This is a genomic window from Pseudomonas sp. GW821-FHT01D09, from assembly GCF_059422465.1.
In genome coordinates, this window is the sequence record NZ_JBWKWY010000055.1 from 1 (window position 1) to 16,894 (window position 16,894).

The window sequence follows — 16,894 nt, forward strand, 5'->3', positions numbered from 1 at the left end:
CGAACTCAGCAGTGAAACGATGCATCGCCGATGGTAGTGTGGGGTTTCCCCATGTGAGAGTAGGTCATCGTCAAGATCAAATTCCGAAACCCCCGTTTGCTAACGCAAGCGGGGGTTTTGTCGTTTTGGGATCCTAAACGGCCTATCCTGACCGCCTGTCTGTTTCCTACATAAAAAGAAGATGTATCCCACAAATTCCTAAGATTTATCCAACCTTGGCCGAAAGCCTGACGAGCCATGCGTGCACCGAAATAGAGCGGTCGTAGAGTCCGCCTATCCCGTACATGGAATGTTGCATTCGGCACGCTCACCCCCTTTTGGCAAAAAGAAGTCGATGAAATGAATCTCAAGTTCAGTCATAAAATTCTGTTGGCCGCGTCAGGCGTCGTGGTTTTGGCCTTCGCGCTCTTCACGTTGTACAACGACTACCTGCAGCGCAATACCATCAGGCAAAACCTGCAGTCATCCATCCAGCAGTCGGGTGACCTGACTGCCAGCAGCGTGCAGAACTGGCTCAGTGGCCGGGTGCTGGTCCTGGAAAACCTTGCGCAGAACGTTGCTCACCAAGGCAGCAATGCCGACCTGCCCGGCCTGGTTGATCAACCGGCATTCACCTCGAACTTCCAGTTCACATACGTCGGTTCCACCAACGGCGTCTTCACCCAGCGCCCAGACGCGAAAATGCCTGATGGCTACGATCCGCGTCAGCGCCCCTGGTACAAGCAGGCGGTCGCTGCCGATAAACCCATGCTGACGCCGCCTTATATGGCCGCCGTCGGTGGCTTGATCGTCACCATCGCGATGCCGGTCAAGAACAATGGTGAACTGCTCGGCGTAGTGGGTGGCGACTTGAGCCTGCAAACCCTGGTGAAGATCATCAACTCGGTAGACTTCGGTGGCATTGGCCATGCATTTCTGGTCAGTGGCGACGGCCAGGTGATCGTCAGTCCTGATCAGGACCAGGTGATGAAAAACCTCAAGGACATCTATCCAGGCAGCAGCGTCCGTATTGAGAAGCTCAACCAGGATGTCGTTCTCAATGGCCAGGAGCGCATTCTGTCCTTTACCCCGATCAGCGACTTGCCTGGCGCAGATTGGTACATAGGCTTGTCAATCGACAAAGACAAAGCCTACGCCCCCCTGAGTAAATTCCGCACCTCCGCTTTGATCGCGATGTTCATTGCCGTTACAGCGATTGCCGTGCTGCTGAGCCTGTTGATTCAGGTGCTGATGCGTCCGCTGACCACCATGGGCCGTGCGATGCAGGACATTGCCCAGGGCGAAGGCGATCTGACCCGCCGCCTGGTTGTGGAAAGCAAAGATGAATTTGGCGAGCTGGGTGGTGCGTTCAACCAGTTTGTCGAACGTATCCATGCCTCTATCAGTGAAGTGTCTTCGGCGACGAGGCATGTGCACGACCTTTCCCAGCGCGTGATGGCATCGTCCAACGCCTCGATTATCGGCTCGGACGAGCAGAGCGCCCGTACCAACAGCGTGGCCGCGGCCATTAACGAGTTGGGTGCCGCCACCCAGGAAATCGCCCGTAACGCCGCTGACGCCTCGCAACACGCCAGTGGCGCCAGTGAGCAGGCCGATGACGGCCGCCAGGTCGTGGAGAAAACCATCCTGGCGATGTCCGAGTTGTCGCAGAAGATCAGCCTGTCCTGCACGCAGATCGAAACCTTGAATGCCAGTACCGACAACATTGGCCACATTCTCGATGTGATCAAGGGCATCTCCCAGCAAACCAACCTGCTGGCCCTCAACGCCGCGATTGAAGCCGCCCGTGCCGGTGAAGCCGGCCGTGGTTTTGCCGTGGTGGCCGACGAAGTGCGCAACCTGGCTCACCGCACCCAGGAGTCGGCGGAGGAGATCCACAAGATGATCACCTCGTTACAGATCGGCTCACGCGAAGCGGTCACCACGATGAACGCCAGCCAGGTGTCCAGCGAGGAAAGCGTCGAGGTCGCCAACCAGGCCGGCGAGCGCCTGGTCAGCGTGACCCAGCGCATCGTCGAGATCGACGGCATGAACCAATCGGTAGCAGCTGCCACTGAGGAACAGACCGCCGTGGTGGAGACGCTCAATGTTGATATCAACCAGATCAACCTGCTGAACCAGCAAGGTGTGGCCAACCTCAACGAGACCTTGAAAGACTGTGACGCACTGTCACAACAAGCCAATCGCCTGAAGCAACTGGTCGACAGTTTCAAGATCTGATCACCCGGCGGTAAAGGTGGCGTAGTGCAGCCAGGCACTGCGCCATTTTTTTCAGCCCAGCAATCGGCGCACGTTTCCCAGTGCACGGTCGGCGAAATCCTGGATGAACTGTTCAAACCCCTCTTTATCGCCGGGCTCAAGAGGCTCGGCGATGATGGTCCAGGTGGCGCGCGCCTGGTGCTCCCCGAGCGACTCAACGCTCATCGCCGCCCACAGTCGGGCCACACCCAAGGTGTTATAGATCGTCGTCCAGGTCATGTGCATCGCCTGCGCATCGTGGCTGTTGAGCTGTTCCACGGCGATATTGCCATCGTGGAACCATTTCTTGCGCAGCGCTCCCACGCCGCTGCCGGTCATCGTGATACGTGCCAGGGCAGGAATGAACACGTCAAAGCCCTCGAAGCGGCCCACGACCCTCCACAGTTCGATGGCGCTGCAGGCAATCACCACAGATGACACCAGAGGCCTGCCCAGGGGGTTTTTGATCAACGTATCGGGTTGCAGCTGTCTCATAAGTATTTCCTGATGGCGAAGGTCACAGAAAGCCGATGGCATTGAGGTACTGGCACCCTCTGCGTAACAACGCGGGCTCTTTTTCGGGATACTGCACACCCATCTGCTCAACGCCATGGCGTGCGTTTTCGTGGCGAATCATTGAGATATCGCCAATGTCCTCTCCCAGCTCATTGAGGTAGAACCCGAGCACACCAAAAAGGGCATTCTCGCGATCCACTTCGCGCAGGTGGTGTTGCCAGTCCGCAACGCTTACCAACTCGAATGCATGACCTGCCTGGCGAAATGACTCCACGTAGGTTTCCCACTTCAGGGGCTGCGGATTGTGCAGGTTGAAGACACTCCGCTCGGCAACGCAGTTGCCACTGTGAAAGGCAATGAAACGCGCGAGGAAATCCACCGGCATCAGGTCGAAGTTCAGTTCCAGGCGCGGCACCCGGCCCAATTGCAGCGATCCCTTGAGCATCAGCATCAGGCGGTTTTTGTGCGGTTGGCAGACGCCGTTGCGGCTATTGAAGCTGATGTTCCCGGGCCGGTAGATATTGATCCAGGCACCTTGTCCGGCGGCACGCCCCAAGAGACGCTCAGCCACCCATTTAGACAGGTTGTAGCCGTTCTTGATGTAGAGCGGTGGTGTGCTTGCCGCAGGCGCTTCAAGCACCTGCCCGTCGACCCCGACGCTGCTTGACGCGGAAAGGGTAGAGACGAAATTGAGCACCTTCTTGCAGTGGGTTTCGCACAGGCGCAGGCATTCAAGCACCGGCTCCACGTTGTCCTTGGCCAGCGATGCATAGTCCATGACGTGATTGACGTGGGCCGCACTGTGTACCAGCACCCCGTACTGGCGGGCGAGGTGCTCATAGACCTGCGCCTCCAGCCCCAGGCGAGGCTGGCGCAGGTCGGCGGCGTACACGCGTACCCGGCTCAGGTCCAGGTGTTCCAGGCGGTATTCACACAAGGCTTCGGCAAACCGCGTGGCCGCCGATTGCCCTGGGTTTTCGCGAACCAGGCAGGCGACTTCTGTCGCCCCGGCCACCAGCAAGGCTTCGACGATATGTATCCCCAAAAAGCTGTTGGCGCCGGTCACGATAGCCTTGTGGCGATCACCGGCAAGCTCCCCTGGCAACAGGGCCATGTCCAGCGTGCGTAGCGCATCGCTCATCGCCCGCCCGCTGGGCGCCTCCCCCGGCGCGCTGTTGCCCATCAGTGCGGCGAGGGTCTGCACCGTCGGCGCTTCGATAAACCGGTTGAGGGGCAGGCTGCGCCCATACAACTCGCGAATCCGCAGGAGCATGGTTGAAAGCAGAATAGAGTGACCGCCGAGATGGAAAAAACTGTCGTCAGTCGACATCTCGTTGACCGGTAACCCCAGCAGCTCACTCCACAGCTCAAGCAACTGCGTCTCCACTGGCGTTTGGGGCCGGCGCCGAGGGTTATCCGAGGCGGCGTGCACCGCCAGCGCCAGCAACGCCTGGCGGTCAACCTTGCCGTTGCTGCCGTACGGCAGGCTGGGTAATTCCTGGCACACAGTCGGCTGCATATAGTCCGGCAGCATTTGCCTGGCATATTGCTTGAGCGCTGCCAGGGCTGTGCCCGAATAGCCGGGATCGGCGTGTGCCACGAACACCAGGACTCTTCGATCACGGTCAATCACCACCGCAACCTGGCGAAACAGCTGGCTGGTGCGCAAGCACTGCTCAATTTCCTGGGGCTCGACCCGGAACCCTCGGATCTTCACCTGCTGGTCCCGACGTCCAGCCAGTTCGATGCCCTGTTCAGTCCATTTGGCCATGTCACCTGTGCGATAGGCGCGCAAGGTCTGGCCATCGGGCAGTACCAGCGGCACAAAGCTTTCGGCAGTCTGCCGGGGCTGGTTCACGTAACCCAGGCTCACGCCGGGGCCGACGATATACAGTTCGCCCACAACCTGATCCTCGACCGGCTGGCGCTGCTCGTCGAGGATCAGCACCTGGCTGTTGGCGATGGGAGTCCCGAGGTTGAGATTGCTGTCGCCGGCCCGCATCCGATGGCTGCTGACCAGCACCGTGGCCTCCGTGGGGCCATACAGGTTGTGCAAGGCGCATTGCCCGGCCATCTGCTCGATGACATGGGGCTCGCAGGTGTCACCGCCGGTCAGCAGGTGCTCCAGGCCCAGCGGTCGGTCCAGCGGCAACAGGCTCAATAGCGCGGGCGGCAGAAAGGCGTGGCTGACGCGCCGTTGCTGGATCAACTCAACCAACTGGCGAGGGTCGCGGCGCTGTTCTTCACTGGGCACAATCAGGGTTGCGCCCTGGATCAGGGCCGGGAAGAGGTCGAGCAGCGAAGAGTCAAAACTCAAGGACGAAAACTGCAGCACGCGGCTGCATTCACTGAGTTCGACATACTGGCTGTACCACGCAGAGAAATGAGCCAGGTTATGCTGGCTGAGCAACACGCCCTTGGGCTGGCCGGTGGTGCCCGAGGTGTAAAGCACCATGCTGGCGCTATCAGCCGAGGGCGAGGTGAGCGCCAAGGGCGAGCGGTCATCCAGGTGCTGGCTGTCTAAGCGGCTGACATCCACCGCCAGGAAATGCCCGCGCAATGGGTGCTGGCCGTCATCGAGCAACACCATGGCCCCGGCATTCTCCAGCATGGCCCGTTGGCGCGGCAGCGGGTGGCCCGGTTCCAGCGGCAGGTACACGGCGCCGCAGCCCAGGGTTGCGAGGATGCTCGCATACAGCCCGACAGACTTGCCCAGGCAGATACCGACCACCGGCGCCTGCCCAGGCCCGAGCAACGGCTGTAGCACCTGCTGAACAGCCAGGCTGTGCCGCAGCAATTGCCGATAGCTCAGGGTGAGGCCGGCGATCTCCAGGGCCGGCCTGTCGGCGTAGACCCGCAGGCTATGCTCCAACTGTTTGATCAACGGCGTCCGGGCTTTTTGCAGCAGGGCTGGCTCGTCGGTCCGGTTAAGGCGATGCAGGTAGGCCAGTCCCTCCAGGCCTTGCAAGCTTTGTTCTGGGCGGGGGGACGCGCTTGTGCGCTGTGTGAAGTGTCCAGGGTTGCGCGAAAAACCGCTGACCTGCAGCGTGACCCACTCGACCAGGCGTGCCACGGCCTGGCGTCGCAGCTGTTGACCGTTGCCACTGGAGGGCGGTGGCACGTCCAGCACGGCCAGCAATTGCCGTACGCGGTCATAGCAGCGTATTTGCAGGGCTGGCAGGCCATACTCACTCAAGGGGCCGATGGACAGGCGCAGGCTCATCACGGCCATGCCGGCCAGATCCTGTGCGACGCTCTGGCTGCCGTCTTCAATCAGCAGGTCAATGGCCGCTGCCTGCGCGGTGAGGTCATGACCATAAGGCTTGAGGGCCTGGTGCAGCTCATGCAAGGCCGCACTGGTACCGACCAGCTTAATCCCAAGGCATCTCATGACTGGCTCCCGGAGGCGGGCAGATAAGCGCTCAGCGCCTGGGCGACACAAGGTGTTTGCAGCAGCCCGCTGCGGCGCAGGAACGCCATGATGTTGCTGATCAGCGGGTGCTGGCGGGTGATGGGGAAGGCCAGGGCGTTGACCTCGACCCGCAAGGCTTCGCGGGCGCTGGGGCTGATATCCAGATGTTCGATCAACCGCAGGTCGAAGTCTTTTTGCAGGTCATTGGTCAAATAGTGTTGCAGGAAGACCGGCAGTACCCGGGCGATACAGCGGTGGTCTTCTTCACTTGCTGTTTGCCAGTAGAGCCGTACCAGGGCGGTCCAGAAGTTGGCGTGGCGGCCCTCGTCAGCCAGATGGTCAGCCATCAACCCCCTGACTGACTGCTTGACGCTGTCGTCCTTGGCAAACGCCGCCACGTCATGGGTGACCGTGTTCTCGGCAATCGCCACGCAAATCAGCTCTACGGCATCCTGTAGATGTGTCGGCGCCTGCGCCAGGGCGGTGGGTATAGCGCGGCTCAACTCGATGGCCGCGGGCAGTTGCAGCGGCGCGATCCCGGTCTTCTCCTGTGTTTGCTGCATGAAGTCCAGGGCGACGAGGGCGTGGTAGTCCTCATCGACCACCACGGTCATGGCGTCGTAGCGGCAGGCCGCAGGGAAGGGGATTGAAAAACGGTTCTTGGCGATGTTCCGTGCGGTTTTATCGACGATCTCGGTTTCAAAGATCACCACGTCATTGATGAATTTGTAGAACGTCTGCACCAGGACAAAATCGCGCCACTGCGGGCAATGCTGGAGAAACCCCGCACTGAGTACCAACGGTTGGCGACACAGGGGGTAGATCAACTTGTCGTCATCTTCCAGCAGGCGTCGCGGGCGAGTGCGGATGGTCGCCTGATGCTCCCAGTCGGTCGCGAACGAGCGGTAGTCGGTAGCGTTCACAGGCCTACCTCCTGGCGTCCTGCGCGCAGGCCGTCCCACAAGGCAATGCGGCTCTCCACGGCGCTGAGGGCGGCTTTCCAGGCTTGTTCCCCGTGCAGCGGGCTGGCACCCGCCAACCGCCGGAGCAAGCGCTCTGCGGCCGGCTCATGGCCTTCGGCATCCAGCTCGATGTGTCGCTGGAGGTAGTAACACAAGCTGGGGGCTTGCCGGTGGGCGACATTGCAGCCCTCAAGGATGCGTTTGAACATCGCCGGGATGACACTTTCGCGGCCATGCAGGAAGGTCGCGGCCACACAATGGGTGGGCGCGTTCAGGGCAACGTCCAGGGTATGCCGGACAAAGCGCTCTACCGCAGGATCAACCGGGATCTGTGCCAAGGCGCTGTCGACGCTTGCACCCTCTCGCTGCAACGCGATGAAGCGTTCGATGGGGGCGGTGCAGGCTCCCACCTCGCGCATGGCCTCCAGGTACAGTTCAAAGTGACTGCCGTGCCCGTCGCCCAGGCGCTGGTCTGATTCTTCGTCCAGGACAATTTCGTTGATCAGCCGGGCGGCCTGCGGGTCTGTCGGTGGCAGCCAGGGCAGGCGCACACAGGTCAGGTCCTGTTGCAGGCGTTTGGTCAGTGTCATGAAGTCCCAGACGGCAAACACATGGTTTTGCATAAAGTGTTGCAGTTGAGGGAAAGAGTTGATTTCCAGGAAAATCGGATGTTCATGTAGTTGTAGTTTTTTATGTCTAAGTAGTTCTTGGAGTTGAAACATGGTCAATGCCCATAAGTCGTGATGTCGACTCAAATGAAAAGTGTGTGAAGCCAAGTGTGTGTTTCTGGTGAGTGCTTTGTTGCCTTGGCGCGGGGCTTTCTCGGTTGGCTTGGTTACCCGGCAAGCAACAAATAGTGACAAAGCACCCAGGTCTTATTGGAAAGAGCGTCGTCCACAGCTGCGCCCAAGCCTGTGCCTGCGTTTTCGACTGAAGTGCCAAGACCAATTAAAGAATAATCACTTGGTTAAGTGTTCAAATAGCTTCTAAGTTTTATAAGGTTTTTTTACAGGAAGGGGAGTGCTGTAATTGAACTTACTGTTCTAAGTAGGAACTTTCCTTGTTGTTTGCGAGTTTTAAGTGGGTGGACTTAACGGGCAGGGTTTGATCCGTTATTGCGTTTGCAACGCTGGACGTTTTCTGCCGGTCAATGTCGAGTCTGTTGGCGCAACCGTCCAGGAAGGGGACGGCAGACATGGGCGGGCTTTGGACGTGGGTGGCGCTTGGTCCTCCAGGCCGCGCGCTTGGCGGCCAAAGCCGGAAGAAATCAACGCGGCCCTTTGTCGTTATCCTGTTCAAGGCTGTTGAGGTAATGAGTGATCACTTCCATCCCTCGCATGAGGTGATTGCGCAGTGTCAGCACACTCTCCTCGACCTTTTTCTGTGCGACCAGGTTCAGCAGTTCGCGATGGTCTTCCTGGGAGGTTTCGCCCAGCCCCATGGCCTCAAGGTTGAAACGCAGGAACCGTTCTTCCTCGTTCAGCCCGTGCTCCACCAGGTTCAGCAGCCGCTGGTTGGGTGCCTTGCCATACAGCGCCATATGGAACAGGCGGTTGAGCCGGCCGATTTCGGTGTAGTCGGTTTCGCGCTCCAGGGTGTCGATCAAGGCGCCCGCCTGCTCGATATCGCTCGGGCCCAGCAACGGGATCGATAAGCGCAGCGCCTCCGACTCCAGGAGAATACGCAGGGCGTAGGTCTCTGCCGAGTTATCTTCAATCAGCGGGGCAACCACAGCGCCTTTATGGGTGACAACATGCAGCAGCGACTGCGCCTCCAGTTGGCGCAGGGCTTCGCGCACCGGCATCCGGCTGACACCAAACAGGCTGGCCAGCTCTTGCTGGCGCATGGCGGTGCCGCACGGTAGGCGGCCATCCAGTATGGCGTTGCGCAATGTTTCTTCAATAACGGAGCGAGCGAGGTGAGCGGGAATGGGCCCACTGATCTTGATGCTGCTCAAAGGGTTCGGCTTGTGCGTCACGACTACGCTATCCTCCTTTCTTGTTGGAGTGGGTTTGGCTAATTGGATCCAAAGAACACTAGAGATTGCATGCAGGCTTGTCAAACAAGCAAGGTTTCCCTTTGTAAGCAACTCAACAGCGCGGTTTTTCTTCGCACATTATGGCTTGCTGGCGCCTTACAGAGCGCGATTGCTTTAGCTGAATGGGCACTGAATGATTGCACTGTGCCATTGTTTTTTGCCGAGCGACCCTTCACCATCGCTTGATTCTCCGTCACTTTCCACGGACTGAAGCCATTGGCGGTACGTTTTGCTCCCTCGCGGATCCTGTGCTGGCTGTTTTCAGCACTGCTGCTGGCTGGCTTACTGCCTGGCGGGCTGCATGCCGATTGGGATTTCTCCCAGATTAGCCGGCGCGCCACCACGCTCTATGGGCCGCTGGGCGCAGGCCAGCAGCGTATTGACGACTGGCAGCAACTGCTGGCGACGCAAAAGCAAGGCAGCGAGCTGGAGCAACTCAAGGTGGTCAACCTGTTCTTCAACAAGCGGGTGCGCTATGTCGAGGATATCGACTTGTGGAACCAGGTCGACTATTGGGAAACCCCCATCGAAGCCTTGTGGAAAGGCGCCGGGGATTGTGAAGACTACGCCATCGCCAAGTATTTCAGCCTGCGTCACCTGGGCGTCTCCAGCGACAAATTGCGCATTACCTACGTCAAGGCGTTGCGGCAGAATCGCGCCCATATGGTCTTGACCTATTATTCGACACCAGAGGCCATGCCGCTGGTACTCGACAGCCTGATCGATGAAATCCAGCCTGCCAGCCAACGGACCGACTTGCTGCCGGTCTATTCCTTCAACGCCGCAGGCTTGTACCTGCCCGGCGCCAAGGGCAACAAAAAGGTGGGCGACACCAAGCGCCTGTCGCGCTGGCAGGATGTGTTGAAAAAAATGCGTGCGGAAGGCTTCCCTGCCGAGTCGGCCAACTAGGAGTAACTGTTCAGATGTCACTGTTCAAACAGCTGTTGATCGCTATCTGTCTGTTCCTGGTGGTCGCCTTCAGCGGCAGCTTCATGGTCAGCCTGGAAAGCTCGCGCGCCCAATACGTGAACCAACTGCGCTCCCATGCGCAGGACGCGGCGACCGCCCTGGCGCTGTCCCTGACACCCAATATCGACGACCCGGCGATGGTCGAGCTGCTGGTCAGCTCGATCTTCGACAGCGGTTACTACGCAAGCATCCGCGTGGTCGATGTGACCAATGACCAGGTCATCGTCGAGCGCAGCGGTATCCCCGACCACAATGGCGTGCCCAACTGGTTCGTCAAGCTGATCGGCCTGGAGCCGGCCGGTGGCGATGCCCTGGTCAGCCGTGGCTGGGAACAGGCGGCGCGGGTCGAGGTGGTCAGCCATCCGATGTTCGCCCTGGCCAAGCTGTGGCAGAGCGCCCTGGGCAGCCTGGGCTGGCTGCTGTTGTGCGGCGCGGTGAGTGCGGTGCTGGGCGCGCTGTTGCTGCGCCGGCAACTCAAGCCTTTGGACTACATGGTCAAGCAGTCCCACGCCATTGCCCGCCGCGAGTTCCTGAGCCTGCCGGATCTGCCGCGCACCCCGGAACTGCGCCGCGTGGTGCAGGCGATGAACCAGATGGTGGAAAAGCTCAAGGCACTGTTCCAGGAACAGGCCGAGCGCAGCGAAAAGCTGCGGGTGGAGTCCTATCAGGACAACCTCACCGGCCTGGCCAACCGTCGTTACTTCGAGATGCAACTCAATGCGCGGGTCAGCAACCCCGAAGAGACCAGTTCAGGCTACTTGCTGGTGCTGCGGGTCAAGGACCTGGCGGGCCTCAACCAGCGCCTCGGCGGCCAGCGTACCGACCAGCTGCTACAGGCGGTTGGTGAGCAACTGCTGCGCCAGTGTGAGCCGTACCCGGAAACCCACAACCTGGTCACCCGTATCCGCGGCGGCGAATTTGCCGTGCTGGCGCCGGGGTTGATGCGTGAAGAGGCGTTGCAGCTAGCGCAGAACCTGGAAAGTACCCTGCAAAGCCTGCAAGCCACCGGCGCCAGTGACGTGTCGCCGGTCGCCTGTATCGGTTTGGCGCCGTTCAGCCACGGTGATTCGCCGCAAGCCCTGCTGACCCTGGCCGACCAGGCGCTGGCCCAGGCCGAAACCCTGGGCGATGTCAGCTGGGTCTGCCTGGATCACAGTGCCGCGGCCAGTGTCGGCGACGATCACCACGCCTGGCACTCCCTGTTGGACCAGGCACTGACCCAACAGCGTTTCGAGCTGTACTTCCAGCCGGTGGTGGCCAGCCAGGATCCGCAACGGATCCTGCATTACAAAGTGCTCTCGCGCTTGGTTGACGACCAGGGCCATACGATCCCGGCCGGACGTTTCCTGCCCTGGCTTGAGCGGTTCGGCTGGACGGCACGCCTGGACCGGTTGATGCTGGAGCTGGTGCTGCAACAGATGGCCAGCCACAAGCATTCGCTGGCCCTGAACCTGTCTGCGGCCACGCTGGCCGACCCGCAAGCCCTGAATCGCGTGTTCGAGCTGCTACGCCAACATGCCAACCTGGGCCCGCGCCTAACCCTGGAAATCGGTGAAGAGCAATTGCCCGAGCAGGCCATGTTGGAGCAGTTGACCCGGCGCCTGCGGGAGCTGCACTTCTCCCTCAGCCTGCAACGCTTTGGCGGGCGCTTCAGCATGATCGGCAACCTGGCGCGCCTGGGCCTGGCCTACCTGAAGATCGATGGTAGCTATATCCGCGATATCGACCAGGAAAGCGACAAGCGCCTGTTTATCGAAGCCATCCAGCGCGCAGCCCACAGCATCGACTTGCCGCTGATTGCCGAGCGGGTCGAAACCGAGGGTGAGTTGCAGGTGATTCGCGAGATGGGGATCTTCGGTGTGCAGGGCCAGCTGTTTGGCGAACCGGCGCCCTGGCGTTGAGGCCGCAGGCCGGCCTCAGATCAGGCCGGTCTCATCATCATTGATCAGGTGGCTCAGGCCACCCAGTGATTCCCGGGCGTTGCTACGGTCCTTGAGCTTGGCTTGCGCGGCGACCGGCAAGTCCGTCAGGTTGATCACGCCTTTCTGGATCAGCACCTGAATCAAGTCTTCCAGCACCCGGATCATCTCCGCGTCACTGTGCTTGAGCTGCTTGAGGCTCAGCTCGGCTTCTTCATTGGCGAACCAGGCCTGGATCTCATGGTGATCCGCTGGCAGGGTGCCCGTCGATTCGGCGAAGGCGACCGCTTCGGCGCGAATCAGCTCACCCTGTGCATCACGTTGCACGTAGAACATTGAACATCCCTCATGAGCAGAACTGACGACAGCCTGTCAGCAGCATAGGCCAACGGCGTGCGATTGGGCATGAGTATGCCGTGCAATCGTTGCCCCATGCCAGTGAACGGTGGCCGCAAATGAATCGGCCGCCTCAAGAGGCGGCCGGGTCATGGGTGCATTAGGTGTGATCGATCTTGATGGTCGGGTCAGCACCACTGATCAACGAATTGATCGTCTGGCCGGACCAGTTGTTGCCTTCGAGCTTGATCGTCACATCCGCGTTGGCCAGGCCGCCGGCGGCGTTGAGCTTGCCTTCGGAGCTGATCTGCAGCGTGGTCACGTTATCCACCGTGGTCAACTTCAGGAAGTTGTCGATGGTGCTGTCGGTTTCGCCCTTGAGCAGGTCGCGCAGGTCGATCCGGTCGCCTTCCGAGGCCTTGAAGTCCTTGATCACATCGTTGCCGACGTCACCGGATCTCCAGATGAAGGTATCGGCACCGGTGCCGCCGATCAGGATGTCATTGCCCTGGCCGCCGATCAGCGTGTCGTTGCCGGTCCCGCCCAACAGGATGTCGTTGCCCTTGCCACCGTCCAGGTAGTCGTTGCCGCCCTGGCCGAACAGGATGTCATCACCCGAGCCACCCAGCAGGGTGTCATTACCGTCCTTGGCACCCGAAGTGTTGAACTCGTTGTAATGCTCGGTGATGTACTTGTGCACATCCTGGCCGGTGACAGCAGCAACCGCCACGCCGTTTTTCCCTGCCACGTAGGACTGGATAGCGTTGTAGCCCTCGCCGGTAATGCCCGGGAAGCTCACCAGGTCGCCAAACAGGATGTCGTTGCCGTCACCCCCATCGACACGGTCGGCACCCGGCAGGGTGGCCTCGCTGTGACCGAGGATGGCGTTGGCCAGGTCCTTCGGATCGATGTTGCTTTGTGGCTTGCCGTCGCTGTCGTACGGTGCCAACTGATTCAGGCTGACCCCGCTGTTGAGGCCGATGGCTTCTACGCCACCGGTGGACAGGCCCTTGAGCAGTGCAAACGCATTCTGGGAGTTGCTGATGAGCGTAGGGTCGATGGCGCTTGCCGCTGTACCGTCGGCGCCAAGGGCTGACAGCTCAAAGGTGCCATCCCCTTGGGCATGGATAGTGCCCAGGTTTGACGGCGTCCAGTTCCACCCGTTATAGGTCCAGAGGGTTGTCTTCCCCACAGCATTGATGTCAAGGAGGTGAGTCGAATCGATGTTGATCTGGGTGGCGGTACCCAGGGTGTAGTTGCTCATGGTGACAACATCGTCCAGCTTGACGTTGCTGTACAAGTTCGGATTGGTCTGCTCATTGCGCTGGTAGTACGTCGGCTCACCGTCGGTGATGAAGTACGTCGTGTTGATTGCGCCCGTATTGCTGGTCGCCTGGGCACTTTTGAAGAAGTTGGCCGCAGCCTTGAACACGTCTTCATAGTTAGTCCCGCCGCCAGACACCATCGAGTCCAGGACTTTCTGCAGGGCAGCCAGTGCACCTGGGTCTTTCAGGTTGACCGTAACGGTCTGGTTGACTTGGGTATCGAAGTCCGCCAGGAAGATATTCACGGTGCCAGATGTGCTGGAGCCAATGCTGTCTTTCAGCGAGTTGAACACGGTGGTCAACGAGGCTTTCGCCGTCGCCACCGAGTCCGGCCCCATACTGCCCGACGTATCGATCATGAACGCGATATTGTAGTTCTTGCCCTGGATCACGTTCAGGCCCGAAACGTCGGCCACGATGATGTCGTTGCCACTGGTACCGGCCACATTGTCATCGCCGGAAGTCGCCGTGGTCCCGCTATAGGTGGCCGGGTATACCTTGACCGGCAATTGGGCAACGGTTTGGGCCGAGCCGCCGAGGCTTTCGGTGGAGGTCGAGGTCACGGTCAGGTTGTACTGGCCGCTGGTGTAAGGCAGTGGCTTGAGGCTCAGGTTGTTGAGGTTCCAGCCGGTGACGTCCACTTCGGTCTGGCCCTGGGTTGCCGTGAAGGTATGCCCGGCACCGTCGCTGAGCACTGCGCCCACCGGGATGCTGCCGATCTTCACGCTCAGGGTTTCCGAACCGTCGGTATCGGTCAGGCCGGTGGTGACTTTGCTCAGCTTGACGGTGCCGTTTTCCAGCCCTTCATTGAGCTTGTACGCGTCGTAGTAGCCCTGGCCATTGGTGCCGTGCAGGTCAGACACCTGGGCCCCGGCGTTGATCAGGTCATTGACCCCGGTGTAGATCGGGATATTGGTGTTGCTCAGGTTCGTGGTCGCACCACCGTTGACCGACAGGTTGACGTCATAGCTGCCAGCACCCGCCTGGTTGGCATGGTAGATATCAATGCTGTAGTAGCCATTGCTGGTCGGCGTGTAAGTGCCGCTGAACTGGCCGGAGTTCGAGCCCCAGGTGCCGCTGGCCACGTCTTTGCCACCGACGTTGATCAGGATGCTGTCATCGCCATAGCCGCTGAAGGTATAGGTCTTGCCCGCTTCCAGGTAGATCAGGCCGGAGGTCTTCGACCCCGCGCCGCCCGGTACGTCAGCAGTCGATGCGACGTCGGTGGCAATCGTCGTGTTGTTTGGCGTGCCCGCTTTGTCGATCGCATTTTTCAACACGGTCGGCGAAGCGCCATTGCCGTTGGTACCCAGGTTGGCAATGCTGTTCCAGCTCTGCTTGGTCAGGCCGACCGAGGCGATGTTGTTGTCGGCAACGCTCAAGGTTGGTGCATCCGCAACCGGGGTGATGTCGACTTTAACGGTGGTGCTGGTGCCCAGGTCCTTGCCATCGGTTGGCTGGAACTTGAACTGTGCGTAGTCCGCCTGCTTGTTGCCCACGCCTGTGCCGCCGTAGCCGTCGGCCCCGGATTCGTTGGCATTTGGCGTGAAACGCAGTTGGCCGCCGTCGATCTGCGCCTTGGTGAAGGTCTGGCCGGCGGTCACGTTGGTCCAGGTGGTGCCGTCTGCTGCCAGGTACTGCAGCTTGCCGGCCACTGGCAGTTCGGTGATTTTCACCCCGAGGCTGGCCTGCGGGGAATCCACATCGCTGACCCCGAAATTGGCCCAGGTCAGCTTCAGCGACGTGTCTTCGGTGCCGGTGATGGCACTGCCAGTGGCAACCGGCGCGTCGTTGACTGCCACCACGTTGACCGTGGTGGTTGCCACGTTCGAGTAGTTACCGCCGTCGGTCACGGTCACGGTAATGGTCCGTGGCGTGGTGCTCGGGTCGTCGCTGCTGTTGTTGAACGTGATGTTCTTGATCTGCTGCATGTAGTCAGCCAGCGACGCCGTACCGGTGAGGGTCAGGGTGATCTTGCCGGTAGCAGGGTCCGTGGCCGAGGTCACGTTGATGCCGGGGACTTTGGTATAGCTCAGCGAGTCGTTCGGCTGAGTATTGGTCAGCACCACCGTGGCGCCAGTCAGTTGGGTGCTGTCCGGGTCGGTGATCTTGATGTCCGTGTCAGCAATCGACACGCCAGTGCCGCCTTCGGTGAACGTGGTCTTGAAGTCGTTCCCGGTGGCGCCGCTGGAGTTGTTGGCATCCAGGTCGATGGCCGGTGGCGCATCGTTATCGATAATCGACGTTTCGACTTTACCGTTGGTAGGGCTGATCACCAGGTTCTCGAAGTTGCCGCCGGAAGTGCCCGAGATGCTGATCTCGAACTTCTCCGTAGGCTCGGTCAGCTTGTCGTCGAGGGTCTTGATATCGAACGTCGCGCTGCTTTGGCCGGCCGGAATCTTCACGGTGTACACACCGTTGAAGTCGGAACCGTCCTGGGCCACGCCTTTATACGAGAGGGTCACCGTGACTTCAGTGTCCGCCGGTTGGGTCAGGTTCAACGTGTAGTGAGCGGTCTGGCCTTCGGTCACCGAGGCATCGCCCGCGATACTGATCACGGTGTTGTTCGTCACGTCCGTCACCTTGGTGACCACTGGCGTGCCGACCACGATCAGGTTTTCATACTTGTCGCCACCGCTGACCACGTTGGTGATCTTGGCGGAAATATCCTTGGCGCCCACATAGAAGTCATTCGGCGCGGTGAAGTTGGCAGTACTGCTGGTCTTGCCATTGCCGATGGTAATGCTCAAGCCGTTGTCCAGCTTGACCACCAGGTCGGAGCCGACGTTGGTCACGGCCGCTCCGTTCTTGTCCACCAGGCTGGCGGTGTAGACGATCTGGCCGCCTTCGGCGACGCTGGTGGTGGTGGCCGTCAGCACAACTTTCACATCGTCGATGGTGTCGTTGATGGTGGTGGTTGCGCCATTGCCAGCCACTACGAGTTTCTCGAAGTTGCCACCGGCGGTGTCAGTGATCTTGACGGTTTGCGTGCTCTTGTCGATGAATACGTCATCGCCAGGGGCATCCACCGTCACGGTACCGATGGTTTCACCGGCCTTGATGGTGATGGTTTGTTTGTTGTCGAGTGTCAGGGTGACGTCGGTGTCAGCCTTGTTGCTCAAGGTGGCGGTGTAGGTGATCTTGCCACCTTCGTTGACGGCGCTTGGCGCGGTCAGGGT

General features: G+C 60.1%; 9 protein-coding genes, 1 rRNA gene and 1 pseudogene. 4 read left to right on the plus strand and 7 right to left on the minus strand.

The window, feature by feature from the left end:
• Both rrf and AC07W7_RS26460 read left to right on the plus strand, forming a co-directional pair.
• Positions 1–76, plus strand: a 5S ribosomal RNA gene (rrf, locus tag AC07W7_RS26455); the annotation flags it as partial.
• Positions 77–339: 263 nt separating this feature from the next.
• Complete coding sequence (locus tag AC07W7_RS26460; RefSeq protein ID WP_076961961.1) at positions 340–2,220, plus strand: methyl-accepting chemotaxis protein; 1,881 nt, start codon at positions 340–342, stop codon at positions 2,218–2,220.
• Positions 2,221–2,271: 51 nt separating this feature from the next.
• On the opposite strand, the gene AC07W7_RS26465 is transcribed toward AC07W7_RS26460, so the two are convergent.
• From AC07W7_RS26465 to AC07W7_RS26485, 5 genes are all read right to left on the minus strand, one after another.
• Positions 2,272–2,733, minus strand: a complete 462-nt coding sequence (locus AC07W7_RS26465) for an SRPBCC family protein (RefSeq protein WP_495040410.1) — start codon at positions 2,731–2,733, stop codon at positions 2,272–2,274.
• 22 nt (positions 2,734–2,755) lie between these two features.
• On the minus strand, positions 2,756–6,145 hold the full coding sequence (locus AC07W7_RS26470; protein WP_495040411.1) for an amino acid adenylation domain-containing protein: 3,390 nt from the start codon (positions 6,143–6,145) through the stop codon (positions 2,756–2,758).
• Positions 6,142–7,089 carry a diiron oxygenase gene (locus AC07W7_RS26475; RefSeq protein ID WP_076961964.1) on the minus strand — a complete coding sequence of 316 codons (948 nt, stop codon included), beginning with the start codon at positions 7,087–7,089 and terminating at the stop codon, positions 6,142–6,144. The genes AC07W7_RS26470 and AC07W7_RS26475 overlap by 4 nt, the downstream gene beginning before the upstream one ends.
• Positions 7,086–7,850, minus strand: a complete 765-nt coding sequence (locus AC07W7_RS26480) for a DUF3050 domain-containing protein (protein ID WP_076961965.1) — start codon at positions 7,848–7,850, stop codon at positions 7,086–7,088. The genes AC07W7_RS26475 and AC07W7_RS26480 overlap by 4 nt, the downstream gene beginning before the upstream one ends.
• Positions 7,851–8,395: 545 nt before the next feature.
• Positions 8,396–9,106, minus strand: coding sequence for a GntR family transcriptional regulator (locus tag AC07W7_RS26485; RefSeq protein WP_495040412.1), 711 nt, complete (start codon positions 9,104–9,106; stop codon positions 8,396–8,398).
• A 276-nt stretch (positions 9,107–9,382) separates the two neighbouring features.
• Here AC07W7_RS26485 and lapG point away from each other — a divergent pair, with 276 nt between their 5' ends.
• Entirely contained in the window at positions 9,383–10,075 is a 693-nt protein-coding gene (gene lapG, locus AC07W7_RS26490; protein ID WP_076961967.1) for a cysteine protease LapG, read from the plus strand.
• A 14-nt stretch (positions 10,076–10,089) separates the two neighbouring features.
• The gene (gene lapD / locus AC07W7_RS26495) at positions 10,090–12,036 is read left to right on the plus strand and encodes a cyclic di-GMP receptor LapD (protein ID WP_495040413.1); all 1,947 of its coding nucleotides are present in this window, start codon (positions 10,090–10,092) and stop codon (positions 12,034–12,036) included.
• Between the two features lie 15 nt (positions 12,037–12,051).
• Here the strand turns inward: lapD and AC07W7_RS26500 are convergent, their stop codons facing one another.
• Both AC07W7_RS26500 and AC07W7_RS26505 read right to left on the minus strand, forming a co-directional pair.
• Entirely contained in the window at positions 12,052–12,390 is a 339-nt protein-coding gene (locus AC07W7_RS26500; protein WP_076961969.1) for a tryptophan synthase subunit beta, read from the minus strand.
• Positions 12,391–12,550: 160 nt separating this feature from the next.
• A pseudogene (locus tag AC07W7_RS26505) lies at positions 12,551–16,894 on the minus strand (LapA family giant adhesin); the annotation flags it as partial.